Below are 16779 nucleotides of genomic sequence, written 5' to 3' on the forward strand. Positions count from 1 at the left end.
TTTCAACTAATGTATCATAAAACCTCTCTAAAGATAAAGAGACAAAAGGGAGGCCTTCTGAAGGCCTCCCTACCGTGTCCACCCCTACAGGACAAACTTTACAACAACGTTTTTTTTGCTTTTGCAGGTGGGGATTGTCATGGCTGGCGGACCCTCTATCAGGCGAGCGTTCCTGCGTACACGACCTCGGCAGGCCCTGTCATGTACACATGATTGTCGGACTCCTCCCACTCGATGACCAAGTCCCCGCCTTTAAGAGAGATTGTTGCGCTGCGATCTGTCAATCCATTCAGCACCGAGGACACCAATGTTGCGCAGGCGCCGGTGCCGCAGGCCAAGGTCGGCCCTGCTCCGCGCTCCCATACCCGCATATCTACTTGCCCCCGTGAGTTGACCGTCGCAAACTCCACGTTGATCTTTCTCGGGAAGAGCGGGTGCACCTCAAGCTTGGGCCCCCATACGCCGAGATCGAAGTTAATGGCATCGTCCACATAAATGACGCAGTGCGGATTCCCCATGGATACCGCGGTGAAGCGGAATTCCCGGCCGTCCACTTCAATGGGATGATTCACCACCGGATGGAGATCGATCAATGTAGGCACGCTCAGTCCATCCAGAACCGGTTCACCCATATCGACCCGCACGCTGCTTACTTGACCGTCCTGAACCGTAAGGCGCACTTGCTGTACTCCGGCGCCGATGGTTTCAATGGTAATCTCCTCTCGGTCAATATGACCGTGATCATATACATACTTCGCGACACAACGAATGGCGTTGCCGCATTGTTCGGCTTCAGAACCATCTGAGTTCATGATCCGCATCATAAAGTCAGCCTTCGTGGAAGGCAAAATATATACAAGTCCGTCTGCACCGATGCCGAAAAAGCGATTGCACAGCTTCACGGCCTGTTCGGATGCATTGGATGGAAGTTCTTGTTCGCCGTATACGACAACGAAGTCGTTGCCAAGTCCATGCATTTTCGTAAATTCCATCATAAAACCCATCTCCTCTGCAATTGCTATGCTCGTGCTTAGCATATCGCAGAGGGGATGGGCTATCCATTCAATTTATGCCGAAATATTTGCACTCTTCGTCATCATGTTGCGGCGGTTCCGGTTGCGGTTCCGTCTGCCTCCCCACACGCTTCCCGCTCCCATCAGGAAGGTAGGTATGCCGGCGGCCACGAGTGTCAGCGCCCACTCTTTCAAATCCAATGGAACGGTCTTAAAGATCGGCTGAAACGCCTCGATGTACATGACGCCGAGCATCAGCAATACCGAGGACAGCACTGCAAGCACCAACGCTTTGTTCTGAAGCGGATTGCGGTGGAAAATCGAACGGGAGCTGCGGCAGTCAAACACATGGATCAGCTGCGCCATGACGAGTGTGGCAAAGGCAACGGACTGCGCTTTGGCCAACTGGTCCGGATCATTCGGCGCGATGCGAAGCGTAATCCAAAATGCGCCAAGTGTACACAGGCCGATCAATATGCCGCGGCTGATGATTTTCCAACCAAGCCGTCTGGCAAAAATATTTTCCTTGGCTCCGCGCGGCTTGTGCTCCATCAGATCCTTCTCCGGCTGATCCACCCCGAGCGCCATAGCCGGGAGACCATCCGTAACAAGGTTCACCCACAGAATCTGGATCGGAACGAGCGGAAGCGGCAGACCCATCATCATCGCAAAAAACATCGTCAGAATTTCGCCGACGTTGGAAGCCAGCAAATAGCGGATAAACTTGCGAATGTTTTCATAGATGCTCCGCCCCTCCTCAATCGCCGAAACAATCGTGGAGAAGTTATCGTCACTGAGCACCAGCGACGACGCTTCCTTCGTTACGTCTGTACCGGTAATCCCCATGGCTATTCCGATATCCGCCGCTTTAATGGCTGGGGCGTCGTTCACGCCATCCCCCGTCATGGCAACCACATGCCCCTTACGCTGAAGCGACTTCACGATGCGGAGCTTATGCTCAGGGGAGACGCGGGCATACACAAAGGTCTGATCCACTCTCGCATCCAGCTCCTTGTCATCCATCCGGGATAACTCCTGGCCTGATAACGACAGGCCGTTCCTTGGCAGGATGCCCAGCTGGGCTGCGATCGCTTCCGCCGTCGTCCGGTGGTCGCCCGTGATCATGACGGTCTTGATGCCCGCACGGCGGCATGTTGCAATCGCCTCGCGCACTTCACGGCGCGGCGGATCGATCATCCCCGCCAGCCCGACAAAGATAAGCTGGCTCTCGGCCTCTTTCTCCGTTTCCGGCTTATCATAGGAACGCAAATCCCGATAAGCCAAACCAAGCACGCGCAGCGCGTCAGAAGCCATGCCTTCATTGGCGGCAAGCACCTTTTGACGGAGCGTAGCGGTAAGCGGCACAACGTTTCCGTCCCACATGATATAAGTGCATGCATCCAGCAGGACATCCGGGGCGCCTTTCGTGCAGAGCAAGCGCCCGCCCTGATGGCTGACGATGACGGACATCAGCTTTCGCTCCGAATCAAACGGAAACTCCTTGTCTCTCTGATAGATAGAGTTCAGGCTTCCCTTTGTCAATCCCATCTTGTACGATAGCGTCAGCAGCGCTCCTTCCGTCGGATCCCCTTTTAATTCCCAGGCAGCGGCTGCCGGTTCTTCCTTGCTCTTGCGCTTGCTGCGCGTTTCTTCCTGCACGTTCTCATAAATTTCGGCATTGTTGCACAGCCCGCTGATTTGCAGTAATCTGCGCAATCCCTGGTCGGACCGAAGCTCGACGGGTTTGCCCCTATGAAGGACCTGACCCGTCGGGTCATACCCCTGCCCGGTCACTTCCAATGAGCGACCACCCAGCCAAACTTGGGTTACGGTCATTTTATTCTGCGTGAGCGTCCCGGTTTTGTCCGAACAGATTACGGATGCACAGCCCAGCGTCTCCACGGAAGGCAGCTTGCGTACGATCGCTTTGCGCTTAATCATGCGCTGGACGCCGAGGGCGAGCGCGATCGTAACGATGGCCGGAAGCCCTTCGGGGATGGCCGCAACCGCAAGGCTGACTCCAGCGAGGAACATGCCTGCGGCAGGCTGTCCATGCAGAATGCCTGCTACGACAACCAGAATCGTAAGCCCCAGTGAAACGGCGATCAGGATTTTACCCAGCTGTTCGAGGCGATGCTGCAGCGGCGTCTCCTGTGACTCCGTGTTCTGGATCAAATCGGCGATCTTGCCCATCTCCGTATCCATGCCGGTTCGGATGACAACGCCTTTGCCCGTACCGCGGGCCACCATCGTGCCCATAAAGCCGATGTTCTTGCGGTCGCCCAGCGGAACATCCGCATCGCGAATCGGCTCGGCATGTTTGTTCACCGGCAGGGACTCGCCGGTCAAGGCCGACTCCTCGACGCTGCAGCTGTTGATCTCGAGCCAGCGAACATCGGCCGGAATGCGGTCTCCGCTCTCCACGAGCACGACATCGCCAGGTACGAGCTCTCTAGCAGCAACTTGTACCACTTTGCCGTCCCGGATGACCCTGGACGTCGGCGCGGACAGCTGCTTCAAAGCCCGAAGCGACCGTTCTGCCCTGAATTCCTGGACGAAACCGAGGATCCCGTTGATCAGGATGATGGCTACAATCGTTACGGCATCCAGATACTCGCCCAGCAGACCGGATACCAGGGTGGCTCCAAGGAGGACCAGCACCATGAAATCCTTAAATTGATTCAAGAACAGAACAAATGGAGAAATTTTAACGCCCTCGGAGAGCTCATTATAGCCGCTTTTTTTTCGTCTCTCCCCGGCTTCCTCTTCCGTGAGGCCCTGCTCCGAATGCATTTGCAGCACTTGCTGCAACTCATCCGTATCCATCTGATGCCATTGCTTTTGTTCCATGCTTCCTTTCCCTCCCGGTTGTTTTGCTCCGGCGGATGACAGCTTTTCCACCCTTTCTACGTAAATGTATTCGGACAGGTCCTGAATTATCACAGAAGGGGCCTTAAGTTTTTGAGGGAAATATGGCATCATAGAGAAGTACGATAGGAAGGGTAACAGACAGATAGGAGAATGAAGGATGGCATTAGACGGCATTGTCACACGTGCGATCGTGCATGAGCTTCAATCATGCCGGGGCGCACGGATTAATAAAATATATCAACCGAACGATCGGGACATCGTGTTTCATATACGCTCCCAGCAGGGAAACGCCAAGCTGCTGCTATCCGCAAACCCCACGTATCCCAGGGTGCACCTGACGCAGGAGACCTTTCTGAATCCGGCCGAAGCCCCTATGTTTTGCATGATTCTGCGCAAGCATTGCGAGAGCGGCATCATCGAGGACATCCAGCAGGTGGGGATGGAACGAATTATCCATATTACAATCCGGCAGCGTGACGAACTCGGGGATATTTCCTCCAAGAAAATCATCGTCGAGCTCATGGGCAGACACAGCAACATCATTCTGCTCGATCCCGCAAGCGGCACCATTCTGGACGGCATCAACCATGTGACGCCAGCCATCAGCAGCTACCGCGTGGTTATGCCGGGATTCTCCTATACGAATCCGCCGGAGCAGCACAAGCTGAATCCACTCGAAACCTTGCAGGAAGCCTTCCGGGAATCCTGTCTGATGAGCGAGGAGCAGACCGTTCCATGGCTGGTCGGCGCGTTCAGCGGCCTCAGTCCGCTCGCGGCCCAGGAAATTGCCAACCGCGCAGGGGAAGGGAGTCCAGACGGGCTTGAAGGGGAAAAAGATTGCGGAAGTCTGTGGAGCGCATTTGATGAGGTCATGGAACAAGTACGCAACCATCAATATACGCCGGTTACAGGCGTCAATGCCAAAGGAAAGTCGGTGTTCTCCGTCATTCCGCTGACCTTACTGGTGGACGAGACTACAACCTACGAGTCGGTCAGTCGATGCATGGAGGATTATTACGGGGATAAGGCGCAGCGGGATACGGTAAAACAGAAGGTAAGCGACCTCCTCCGATTCCTGCAGAATGAACGGACGAAGAACATCAAGAAGCTGGATAATCTGAACAAGGACTTGGAAGAAGCCGGGGATGCCGACCGGTATCGTATTTTTGGCGAGCTGCTCTTCGCCTCGCTCCACCAGATTCAGAAGGGCGACCGTGAGGTCCAGCTGGTCAACTTCTATGATGAAGAGCAGGCGACCGTCACCATTCCGCTGGATCCGCTCCTGACTCCGTCGGACAATGCGCAGCGCTATTTCAAAAAATATAACAAATACAAGAACAGCCTTGCGGTCATCGACGAACAGTTAATCAAAACCCGCGAAGAGATCAACTATATCGAGAATCTTCTGCAGCAGCTGTCGCATGCTTCCTTGAGCGATATCGATGAAATCCGGGACGAGCTGATCCAACAGGGATATTTAAGAGACCGCAATCGTAAAACGAAGAAAAAAAAGAAAAACGATAAGCCGACGCTGCATGTCTATACTTCATCCGAAGGCATCGAGCTATATGTGGGAAAAAACAATCTCCAAAACGAATACGTAACCAACCGTCTCGCTTCCTCAAATGATACATGGCTGCACACCAAGGATATCCCGGGCTCTCACGTGGTCATCCGAAGCAGCGAGTACGGGGATGCAACGCTGCAGGAAGCGGCACAGCTGGCGGCTTATTACAGTCAGGCCAAAGAATCCAGCAGCGTTCCTGTCGACTACACGCTCATTCGCCATGTGCGCAAACCGAATGGAGCCAAACCCGGGTTTGTCATTTATGACAATCAAAAAACGCTGTTCGTCACACCGGACGAGCAGCGGATCAAGGCGATGCCCAGTTCGGTAAAAAACAATCGTAATTAAGATGTGCAACGAACTCGATATATCGTTAGTTTAACCACAAAACGGGTATCCGAAAGGTCGTATGACCAGCCGGAGTACCCGTTTTTTCTTACTGTCATGCCGCGGTTCTCCTATACGAATCCGCCGGAGCAGCGCAAACTTATTCCGCTCGAAACCCGCGCGGTGTTGTCGATCTTAGCCCCTTGCCCGGGCCTGTTGAAGCTGGTCCAATACCTGGATGGATACCTGGCGGCTGCCGATATCCCCATGGAACACCTGGCCCTGCCTCTCCCCATGGTAATCGGATCCAGCGGTCACAATCAAACCGTATGCCTCGGCCATCTCCAAATACCGCATCTCCTCTGCTGCCCCATGGTCCGAATGATAGACTTCAATCCCCTTGAAAGCAGCCTCTTCCATGACCGCTTTTACCAATGCATCATCGGCGTAGAGTCCAGGGTGCGCAAGCACCGGCACGCCCCCGGCTTCGCGTATCCATTCGCAGGCTTCCTTGGGATGAATCCGCGGCTGCGGCACATAAGCAGCTGCGCCCTGTGCGAGATACCGGTCGAAGGCATCCCTTAGATCGAGGGCATGCCCCTTAAGAACCAGGGCATCCGCAATATGCGGGCGGCCGATGCTCTCATCGGGTTCCAACGGCCGCCCCAAGGCTCCGATCACTTCCTCCATCGTAAGCTCGATGCCAAGCCCTCTCAGCTTTGCCATGATCTTCTCATTGCGCTCCTCCCTCGTACGGCGGAGCTCTGCCAGCCGCTCCAGAAATACGGGGTCCCGGTAATCTATGTAATAACCCAGGACGTGAATATCCGTCCCGCCTGCCATGGTGCTGATTTCTACGCCAGGGACCACGATCATGTTCAGGCGTTCTCCGGCTTGCAGCGCCTCCTCGACACCTGCTACCGTGTCATGGTCCGTTATAGCTAGCGCCCCAAGTCCCCGCTCGAAAGCAAGCTGCACGTTCTCCGAAGGAGTGTTCATCCCGTCCGAAGCCAGGGTATGGGTATGGAGGTCGCAGCCTGTTCGATCCATCGATTTATCCATGACGATCAATCCCCTTTCGTTGTAAGTTCTGGTGTGCTTTATCGCTGATTTTGCTGACGTTCCTTTAAATAGGCCAAAAACGTCATCGCCGACATCGGCAGCAGCGCGGACCGCAATTGAATGGAATAAAAATTCCGTTTAAACGAGGCATCCGCAATATCAATCATTTTGACCAACCCGAGCGCGATTTCATGCTTGACCGTTGAGGTCGACAGCATCGTAATGCCGAGCCCTTCCTCTACCGCCGATTTCACCGCTCCCGTACTCCCAAGCTCCATGACCGTTTGGATGCTTTCGGGATCATACCCCTGCATAAGCAGCACATCCTCCATCACCTTCCGTGTGCCAGACCCCTTCTCGCGAAGCACAAACGGATACTTCAGTACATCCTCCAAATAGATCGCATCTTTCCTTATTGCCAAAGGATGGCCGGAAGGAACGATCAGTTTCAGCTCATCCTCCATGACCGAATCCAGAACCATATCCGGATGCTCCACAGGTGCCTCGATCAACCCAAAATTCAGTTGATGGCCAGCGATTTCTTCGAGAATCTGCGTGGTGTTCATCACTTTCAGCATAATGGATATATCCGGATATTCCCGGCCGAAGGGCCCCAGCAATCGGGGCAGCACGTACTCCCCGATGGTCAGGCTTGCCCCCAGCTGAAGCCTTCCCTGAAGCTTATTAGAGAAAGCCGCCATCGCCGCGTCCGTTTCCTGCGACAGCTCCAGGCTCTTCCTGGCAAAAGGAAGCAGCGTCCTCCCGGCCTCGGACAATTCCATGCGCTTGGTGGAACGTATGAGAAGCTTTGTCCCAAAATACTCCTCGAGCGATTGTACCTGCATCGTCACGGCCGGCTGGCTCATATGAAGCGCCTGGGCAGCAGCGGAAAAACTCCCGCGCTCTGCTACCGTGTAAAAAATATGTAGCTGATGAAAGTTCATAGCATCGCTTCCCCTCCCCTCTAGCTGCCGCTGTTGTATTTATCATTGTAACGGATCGCGGCGGTGCATACAAAAAAGACATCCGCGCTTACGCTCGCATGCCATATGAAAACTCTATCTCTTTATTTACGTTTGCGGCTGTTCTTAATCAGTGTCATGCGACGTGAATGGCGAAGCCATGAGTAATAAGACTTCAGGTCTCGAAGCTCAATGGTTTCTGACATACGTCCCAAAAAAGTTACAATAATCATCCGGTGCAGCGGATTGCCAATCAGATCACGTTCATGCTCCAGCTCCGAGAACTCCGCCACTACAACCAGGTCGTCGTCAATCAGATAGACATCCTGTTCGTTGCGGTAATACGGAACGATCCGGTCCTGCTTCAGGCACTCCCACATCCAAGTCCCGATTTCCTCATGAGACGTGTCGTTACCTTGAACCCGGTCCGTATAACGGCTCTTCGCATGATTGGTAATGACGATGTCGGCGACCTTCTTATCATTTAACGTAATATAAAACGGCTCATAGGTGCTCCACCGCTCAGTCCCTTTGTCGCGCATGGAATATCACTCTCCACCAAATGGGTCTTTGTATCTATGTATATATACCCAACATATTACATCATTCCACTGGCATTCACAAGATTGAAACCTCGCTTCTTGTGAACAATCACCGAAAATTTAGAAATATCTCTAGTTGTATCCTGCACGTTAGGGCGGTGTCGTCCGAATGGAAGGATGGGTTTGATTAAAATGTAAATTGTACCTTACTTATACTATTTTATCAAACAAGATTCCGAATTATGCCAATCTATCGTCATCAATCCTCAATAAACTTTATAAGGCCATGCCTATGCTTCCATTTATGCTTTCCGATAGCTTAAAAAAAGCGGCCCTACGGGGGCCGCTTTACGCTCTTCTCGCTAACTTATGCGATTTGCGTTAGATTCTCGATCTGGCACATCATGCTAAGGTCCGTAAAACTTCGCTTTATCCGGCCCTTTGCTGCTGTACTCCGTCTTAATCTCATTCCGGTAGGAGCGCTCGATCTTACGAACGTAGGACAATCTCCGGATGTTCTTCATTGTTTCCTCGGCGCGGTCAGCATTGACGTACATGACAACATAATGCATGCGGCGTGATATATAGTGCACACTGCCGTATTTCTCCAAATTCCTTGCTGCCTTCACATCGCTGACCCATATAATAAAACCGGTCCGTTCAGCCAACATCCTAAGCTCCTCGCCTCGCTTTCGTCTCTATCTCTAGTCTATGCCAATTATCCGCACGAACAAGCTCCGCCGCTGCCGCACCCCTTCTTGGGAAGAGGATCGTTGCCCGGAACCTTGATGCTTTCCGAAACCGAAAAAGCAATCTTCTCCGACATCGAATGCAGCAGATCGTCCAGATTCTTCTCCGCCTGCTTGAACCGGGCTACAGGTTCGAAAGCCTCAAGCTCCGCTTCCACTGCGGCTACTTCATCCTTGGCCGAATGGTAATTCGGGTGAAAGTGACCGAACCGCTGAGTCTCTTCAAACAGCTCTTTCTTGGACTCAAGCTTCTTGATCAAAGCCTGAATCATAGGATCACCCTCAACTGCCTGCTTCCAATATAGATAATCCGCCACTTCGACGGAAGCATTAATCATGTCGCCTATTTCATAGGCATAGGTGAGCACCTCGGCCATATCGACCGTGTTTATTTCCGATACGCTCATGAACTCATCCCGCTTTTCTATTAGTTTGGCCCACGCTTTGTTCGTGGACTCTTTCATCATAGCATAACGCTCGTATCTTAAGAAGAGGGAATTCATGCGCTTTTACGGAATCACAAGCCGCATTTCCTTCCATTCCCCTTCGCCTAACTGCACCACGGTTTCCGTCATTTCGGAATCCGATTCCGAATCCGGATCGTATAACGCTCCCGAAATTTTCCATGGCTGCCGCTCCAGCTGAAATGGAATAAACTCCATCCGGCTGCCATCGACCGCAATCTCTAGTTTGGCAGACAATTCAAGCGCCTGCTCCATCATTTGTTTGGCCGTCGAACCGTGATAAGAGCGCCAATCCCGTGTCCACATGACGGGAATCCGGTTCAAATCCGGAACGATTGACGTTATATCCGGAAGGCTGTGGTCCAATTCAAGAACAAGCTCGCTGCGCGCAGGGCATATCAAACTGCAGGATGGGCTTTTAGGATAACCCGGCATGGCGTAACGGTTATCTTCTTCATCACTTACCCCGGGTTCCGCACCGGTAAAGCGTAAAAACTCATCTTTACCCGTTCTTTCAGGCTCCTTGGCCCACTGATATAAGGCAGCTTGCACGTTCTCCGGAATTCCCGCCGCAGCATACTCCGTAAAAAATGCCGTGATCGCTTCCAGCCCCATTCCTGCCGTCGCCGCCTGAGCTACCGAATCTCTGGTCAGACGATAGACCGTCATGACGTCATCCAAGATGCGCTCCGTGCACAGGGCAGCCGTAAACTTGGCCGTGTAAGGCACGTCAGGCGGAATCAATATGTCAAAATCCGGCTGGATAAACAGCCCCGAAGACCCGGTGTTGTCCTGGCTGCTTCCACTCAACAAGGACCAGGGATCCATACGCCACCGGAACAGGAATTGACCATCGTGATCCATGCCAAGATCGGTGTAACCGCAGCCGGTCAATAAACGGAGCCATGAAGCTGCGTCCTCCGCGGACAATTCCCTTCCGCCACTAAGCTCCAAGCTCCGGTGCTCCTCGCCGTACGCCAATGTGTGCGGAGCATAGTACCACATCCCGCCGATCCGTGTTGAGTGGCAAATCCGCCATGTGAAATGCTGATATTCGGCTGAACTCGGAACATAGCGTTCCATCATGCGCAACAGAACCAATCGGTCCATCGCTTCGCGCGTGAGTGCAAGCCAATGGCGCAATGCGGTCATGTTCAGTCTAAGCTCCCCTTGCTCCGGGGCGACCAGATCAAACGAAAACAGCAAATCCAATACAACCGCAATATGTGCTGGGTAAACATCAGCGTGATCATATTGAAGTGCGAGCCCCTCAACATCGGATGGCGATAATCCCACCACGCTCCCCAGCTTCTGAATACATTTTTTATGCACAACCCCTTTAGCGGTTACAGCCACACGGTTCTTGGCGACATATACGAGAACGTTGAACATATCGACGGCTATCCCGCTTCTTCCCTCCTGCTGGAGCTTCACGCCAGCAGCGGGAACGTAACCCGCCTCGAGATCGCCAAAGGCCTCCTGGAGAATCTGAAGCTTATGAAAAGGGATGAAATACAGCCTCTCGCCCCAGCCCTTCTTCACCGCTTGAACCCATCGCTGCTGCCTTAAGGATAAAAAGGCGATTTGCACTTCCACGCCGCTCAGGCGCCGAACGCGCAGGGAGCGAAGTTTGTCGTCATCAAATCGCTGCCCGGCAAAACGGCTCCAGATATGATGAAGGACCGAACGCTCCTTCGGTAGAAGCCGATCTAAGCTTACGGCATCCGCCGCGCCCTGCTGTTCCATCATCTCCACGAGGCCTCCTTCCCGTCAGGCATCTGCAGTCGATGCGTGTGCCGCATCGATGCCAGGTCCAGGGAGGCCGGGGGCTTCGCTTGAATCGCGTGATATTCATACCCCTGCTCAATCAGGAACAGCTGGCGCCGGATCGCAAACATCTCCTCCCGGCTCTCCTCCGTAACCAATGCATAGAAATAAGCCCGATTCTCCCCCTGCTTCGGCCGCAGCAAACGTCCGAGACGCTGCGCCTCCTCCTGCCGCGAGCCGTAACTTCCCGAAACCTCGATCGCTACGGAGGCATCAGGCAGGTCAACGGCGAAGTTAGCCACTTTCGAAACGACAAGGACACGGACGGTTCCTTCCCGGAAAGCCTGATACCATTCATTGCGCTGATCCTGCGTCATCTGCCCCGTGATGAGAGGGGCCTGCAGCTCCTCGGCAATGGCATGAAGCTGATCCAGGTATTGCCCTATAATCAGCGTCTGTGCCTCCTTGTGGAAATCCACGAGCTGCCGAATCACGCGGAGCTTGAACGGATTCTCTGCAGCCAGCCGATACTGCTCCCTTTTGCCCGCCGTCTCGCAGGCTGCTCGGATCTCATCCGGCAGCGGCACTTTAATCTCCGTACAGTCCACCGAAGCGATCCAGCCCTGCTCCTCCAGCCTTTTCCACGGCATTTCATATCGTTTGGGGCCGATCAGCGAGAACACGTCATGCTCCCTTCCATCCTCGCGAACCAGGGTGGCGGTCAGTCCAAGCCTGCGGGTCGCTTGAATATCAGCCGTCGCACGGAATACCGGTGCCGGAAGAAGATGGACCTCATCATAGATGATTAAGCCCCAGCGACGTTCATTAAACAGCTTCATATGCTGCTGTTCATCCCCCTTGCCTTGACGGTGGGTCAGGATGTGATAGGTGGCGACCGTTACCGGCCTCACCTCTTTGCGCTGGCCGGAGTATTCACCGATCTCCTCCGCGGACAGCGAGGTTTTCTGCAGCAGCTCGGCGATCCACTGCCTTACAGACGTTGTGTTGGAGGTGAGGATCAGAGTCTCGCACTGCAGATCGCGCATCGCAGCGATGCCAATGACCGTTTTCCCGGCACCGCAAGGCAGGACAAGCACCCCGTTGCCGCCTTCACCGCCGACATCCCTGAAGGATTCGGCAGCCTTCCGCTGGTAGTCGCGGAGCTGAAAGCACTGATCGTTGAATCCGCCGTTCGCCGAGTTTTCAAGACCTCCACTGTCCGATTTTTCTCCACGCCAAAGAATGTTCAGATATTGCCCGTCCATATATCCCGCGTGGTCCAGCACAGGATAGCCGAGCCGGGTCAGCTCCTGCTTCAATAGGCCACGTCGGTCTGAAGGCACTTCTGCTTCCTTCGGCGAAATCAATCGAACGCCGATTTCCTTCAGGGAGCGTTGGGACATCAGCTCCTGCATCATGGCTTCCTCATGACTAGATAGCAGCAATGAACGGTCAAGCGTCGGATGAGGGAGCAGCGACAGCTGTCCGTAACGCCCAACGAGCCGGCGAATCTCTTCGAGCAGAGCTGCCGGCACATCCCATCGTGAGAGCGACTGAAGGCTCGAACAAATCGCCTCAGCCGTCATTCCCACGGCAGCGGCGTTCCATAAAGATAACGGGGTGAGACGATATGTATGAAAAGACGTAGGACTTTTGATCAAATCCGCATACTGGGCCAGCTGTTTGCGTGCGTCCTCAGCATCCGCATGAGCGGTTTCAAGCAATATGGTCCGATCCCGCTGAACGATGCATGGCTTGTTATGCACTCTATTCCCTCCTCGTAACATTGGTCATCTTAAAAAAAAGAAGCCCACATCCATGTCCATGGATCTGAACTTCCCCTATGATCTATAGGATTTCCAAATTACGAGCGTTCATGCGAGATGATTGGGATTTTCTTAAAGTCTAGTCCCCGTTCTGATAGCTCGACACCATCTCGACCAGCAGTTTCGCCCCATAACGCATGGCATCTTCATCAAAGTCGAACATCGGATGGTGATGCGGATAGATTGCCGCCTTATCCGGGTTACCGGCTCCAACGAAAATGAAGCAGCCCGGAATTTCCTTCAAATAGTATGCAAAATCCTCTGCCGGCATCAGTTTGGGTGACACCTTGACCTGATCCGCTTCGAATACCTTAGGGGCCGTTCGGAAGAAGCGAGCGGTTTCGGTCTCATCATTCACCAAGGGCGGATAACCGACGAGATATCGAACGGCTGCTTTCGTGCCGTAGGTTTCCGAAACCGTTCGGGTCATATGCTCGATCCGCTCCCGTATTAGCGTCCGGGTAGGTTCGTCAAAGGTGCGTACCGTTCCCGTGATTCGGCAAGAGGAAGCAATGACGTTTTGCGCCGTTCCGGCTTGCATCGTTCCTACCGTAACCACGGCAGGCTGCAGTGGATCTACCGTGCGGCTTACAATGGTTTGAAGCTGCATGACCAGCGCTGCCCCCGCTACCAGGGCATCGGCTGTCACATGCGGCATACCGCCGTGTCCCCCGCGCCCCGTAATATCAATGAAAAACTCATCCGCAGCAGCCATCAGCGGACCCGGCGCGCTCGCTGCGGTACCTACTGGAAACGGCGTCCATAAGTGGAGACCATAAACAACGTCGGCTCCGTCAAGCGCTCCATCCTTGATCATCTCCACCGCACCGCCGGGGCAGACTTCCTCCGCCGGCTGAAACATGAAACGAATCTCGCCCTGAACTTCTTCCGGGTACGTGCTGTAGTATGCAGCGGCCCCCAGCAGCATGGAGGCATGCCCGTCATGCCCGCAAGCATGCATCACTCCTTGCACCCGCGATTTGTACTCGCAGCTCTTGCCGTCTTCAATCGGCAGCGCATCCATGTCGGAGCGGAGCACAACGGTCTTGCCGGGTTTATTCCCTCTCAGAATTCCTATCACGCCATGACCGCCCACGCCTGTTTTGACCTCCAGACCAAGCTCCTGCAGCCGGGTTGCTATAAATGTCGAAGTTTCCTTCTCCTGGAACGATAGTTCCGGGTGCATATGTAAATGACGTCGCCACTCCACCATCCGTGGATACCATTGTTCCCAAAATGCTTCCTTCATCAAGTTCTATCATCCTTCCCCGCTATATGCGGCTCAATCGATCGCAAGAAATCCGTGAAGCTTGCTCAGCAGCAGCCCGTGCCCAACCATGGCATCCATCCGGCCGCTTTCCTTCATCATGCGATACACATCCCTGAGCGGGACCCACATAGCTCTAACGTCTTCGTCCTCATTTTGATTCGACTCTTGGCTGCCGGACACCTTCAAATCGTCGGTGAAATAAAAATGAACGTTCCGGTTGGCCAGAGAAGCCATCGGATAAGCGCTGCCCATGTAGGACAAGTCCTTGCACAGCACGCCTGCCTCTTCCTCGAGCTCCCGCTTCACGGCAAACTTCCGTTCCTCACCGGGTTTCACCGTTCCGCCGGGAAGCTCCCAAGTGACTTCGTTCACCGCTTCCCGGTGCTGGCATACCAAGAGCAGACACCCTTGATAAACGGCCACAACCGCTGCCGATTCCGGAATCCGGTCGATCACGACAATTTCCTTCTGCCCGTTCTCTTCCACTACATAATAATCCGTGCGGTAAACGACGCGATTCATCGGCCATATCCACCCCTCGCTTGAATTGAAGTCCTATGAATATATAACCACCGGAATGGAAAGCGTACATTTCACAGCGTTTTCACTTGCTTTTATTTTAGCAGAAAAGAAGAATGCCTGTCGTTATCAAAAACTCATCTGGATAAAAGGTCTCAATTGAAGCGTGACGGGCGGTACAGGCTTGCACAAGTTCCTGAAACATACTATCATATTAAAGAACTTTGCAAGGACTATTAAGGGGGTTACGACCACATGATTTTCGAAAATACAGGCTTGGACGGATTGCACAGCGATTTAGCTTACCTCGATGAATGCGCCGAGAAAGTAGGCTTCATTCGTTGGCAGTGGGAATACTACCGCGCTACATATGACTTGAAAATCGAAGATAAAAAAAATCAGGCTGAATACTTCCTGCGCATTAACACCCGCGCTGTTGAAGGCAAGCTCGAAAAACCGGACACCATCCTCAAAATCGAAGCGGTATACCTGGGTAAAGCCACGTTCCCGCACGGACTCGAGTATGAATCCATGGCTCCACAGCCCGTTATGAATGTGGCCACCAAGAAGCTTCAAGAGCTCAAAGCTCTTCTGGAAGCGTAAGGTCGAACATTATGAATACGACCAAACCTCAGCCGAAGAGAGGGACGCCTGATTTTCAACTGCTGATCCTTACCTTGCTGTTAGTGGGATTCGGACTGATCATGGTGTTCAGTTCCAGCTCCAGCTTGGCCGTTTTCAATGAAAAATTCAATAACGATCCGCTGCATTTTACGAAGCGGCAAGTCGCGTTTGCCGTCCTTGGCACATTGGTTATGTTTGTTGCCATGAACATCAACTATAAGAAGTACAAAAAGCTATTCATACCGGTGTTTTTTTTAACCTTGATGCTGCTGATTCTTGTGGTGATCATCGGTTCCGCAACCAATGGAGCCACAAGCTGGTTTAACTTGGGGAAATTCGGCATCCAGCCGACCGAACTGGCCAAAATAGCGACCATTGTCTATCTGGCAGCGTTGATCACCAAAAAAGGGGAACGAATCCGTCAATGGAAGGGCGGTTTCTTCCCCGTACTCATTATTGTAGGGATCGTAGCGGGACTGATCATGCTTCAGCCGGACCTGGGCTCCTGTTTTATCCTCGTGGCTACCAGCGGACTGCTGATCTATGCCGGCGGCGCCAGCCTCAAGCATATCCTCGGATGTATCTCGCTTGTCGCGCTTGGCCTGGTGCTCACACTGGGAGTCGGATCGCTCTTTAACTCCGGCGGAGATCAGGAAGAGGCTTCCAAGAACTATAAGTTGGGCCGGATCGAGGCTTTCATGAACCCGTTCCACGATGAGTCGGACACGGGCTACAATTTGGTTCAATCGCTAATCGCCATCGGCCAGGGCGGAGTCACCGGAGCCGGTTACGGGGAGAGCGTGCAGAAGCTGCATTACCTGCCGAATCCTTATAACGACTTTATCTTTTCGGTCATCGGCGAAGAATTCGGTTTTATCGGAACCGCGACATTCCTCCTGCTCTACTTATATTTTATCCTGCGAGGGATCATCGTTTCGCTTCGGTGCTCGGATCCATTCGGTACCTTGACCGGCGTCGGCATCATGGGACTGATTGCCATCCAGGCCTTCATCAACATCGGCGGGGTGACCAATACCATTCCGATAACGGGCGTTACCCTCCCGTTCATCAGTTATGGCGGATCCTCGCTGCTGGTCATGATGCTAAGTATGGGAATCGTGCTTAGCATATCCAGGGACAGCAACCGGCCGATGAAAGAGGAGCAGGTTAAATCCGTAATTAAAAAAGACTACCGGGCAACCCGGTAGTCTTTTTT

General features: G+C 53.3%; 14 protein-coding genes. 3 read left to right on the plus strand and 11 right to left on the minus strand.

All coding sequences use genetic code 11. The annotated features are described in order from the left end of the window. Positions 1-158: 158 nt before the first annotated feature. Both dapF and DP091_RS03835 read right to left on the minus strand, forming a co-directional pair. Positions 159-992, minus strand: coding sequence for a diaminopimelate epimerase (gene dapF, locus DP091_RS03830; RefSeq protein WP_113057259.1), 834 nt, complete (start codon positions 990-992; stop codon positions 159-161). A gap of 75 nt (positions 993-1067) precedes the next feature. Further along, a complete protein-coding gene (locus DP091_RS03835; RefSeq protein WP_113057130.1) occupies positions 1068-3863 on the minus strand; it encodes a calcium-translocating P-type ATPase, SERCA-type in 2796 nt (931 codons plus the stop codon). Between the two features lie 178 nt (positions 3864-4041). Here DP091_RS03835 and DP091_RS03840 point away from each other — a divergent pair, with 178 nt between their 5' ends. Continuing rightward, complete coding sequence (locus tag DP091_RS03840) at positions 4042-5799, plus strand: Rqc2 family fibronectin-binding protein (RefSeq protein ID WP_113057131.1); 1758 nt, start codon at positions 4042-4044, stop codon at positions 5797-5799. A gap of 174 nt (positions 5800-5973) precedes the next feature. On the opposite strand, the gene DP091_RS03845 is transcribed toward DP091_RS03840, so the two are convergent. The 9 genes from DP091_RS03845 to DP091_RS03885 all read right to left on the minus strand — a co-directional run bounded on the left by DP091_RS03845 (position 5974) and on the right by DP091_RS03885 (position 14942). After that, positions 5974-6840 carry a PHP domain-containing protein gene (locus DP091_RS03845; protein ID WP_113057132.1) on the minus strand — a complete coding sequence of 289 codons (867 nt, stop codon included), beginning with the start codon at positions 6838-6840 and terminating at the stop codon, positions 5974-5976. A gap of 38 nt (positions 6841-6878) precedes the next feature. Next, positions 6879-7784, minus strand: a complete 906-nt coding sequence (locus DP091_RS03850) for a selenium metabolism-associated LysR family transcriptional regulator (protein ID WP_113057133.1) — start codon at positions 7782-7784, stop codon at positions 6879-6881. A gap of 122 nt (positions 7785-7906) precedes the next feature. Beyond that, positions 7907-8344, minus strand: a complete 438-nt coding sequence (locus tag DP091_RS03855) for a hypothetical protein (RefSeq protein ID WP_071223691.1) — start codon at positions 8342-8344, stop codon at positions 7907-7909. Between the two features lie 407 nt (positions 8345-8751). Beyond that, positions 8752-9015, minus strand: a complete 264-nt coding sequence (locus tag DP091_RS03860) for a YlbG family protein (protein WP_006209210.1) — start codon at positions 9013-9015, stop codon at positions 8752-8754. 47 nt (positions 9016-9062) lie between these two features. Further along, positions 9063-9500, minus strand: a complete 438-nt coding sequence (locus DP091_RS03865; RefSeq protein WP_071223946.1) for a YlbF/YmcA family competence regulator — start codon at positions 9498-9500, stop codon at positions 9063-9065. 102 nt (positions 9501-9602) lie between these two features. Then, positions 9603-11306, minus strand: coding sequence for a helicase-associated domain-containing protein (locus DP091_RS03870; protein ID WP_113057134.1), 1704 nt, complete (start codon positions 11304-11306; stop codon positions 9603-9605). Next, positions 11303-13090 (minus strand): DNA repair helicase XPB, encoded by a 1788-nt coding sequence (locus DP091_RS03875; protein WP_113057135.1) that lies wholly within the window; start codon positions 13088-13090, stop codon positions 11303-11305. Before DP091_RS03875 ends, DP091_RS03870 begins: the two co-directional genes overlap by 4 nt. A gap of 139 nt (positions 13091-13229) precedes the next feature. Beyond that, entirely contained in the window at positions 13230-14399 is a 1170-nt protein-coding gene (locus tag DP091_RS03880) for a M20 family metallopeptidase (RefSeq protein ID WP_113057136.1), read from the minus strand. A 33-nt stretch (positions 14400-14432) separates the two neighbouring features. After that, entirely contained in the window at positions 14433-14942 is a 510-nt protein-coding gene (locus DP091_RS03885) for an NUDIX hydrolase (protein WP_113057137.1), read from the minus strand. Between the two features lie 252 nt (positions 14943-15194). On the opposite strand from DP091_RS03885, the gene DP091_RS03890 reads away from it, so the two are divergent. Together DP091_RS03890 and ftsW are read left to right on the plus strand one after the other, a co-directional pair. After that, a complete protein-coding gene (locus DP091_RS03890) occupies positions 15195-15542 on the plus strand; it encodes a YugN family protein (RefSeq protein ID WP_009589628.1) in 348 nt (115 codons plus the stop codon). Between the two features lie 11 nt (positions 15543-15553). After that, positions 15554-16771 (plus strand): putative lipid II flippase FtsW, encoded by a 1218-nt coding sequence (ftsW, locus tag DP091_RS03895; protein ID WP_113057138.1) that lies wholly within the window; start codon positions 15554-15556, stop codon positions 16769-16771. Positions 16772-16779 lie beyond the last annotated feature (8 nt).

Source organism: Paenibacillus sp. MDMC362 (assembly GCF_003269305.1).
Classification (GTDB): Bacteria; Bacillota; Bacilli; order Paenibacillales; family Paenibacillaceae; genus Paenibacillus_AQ.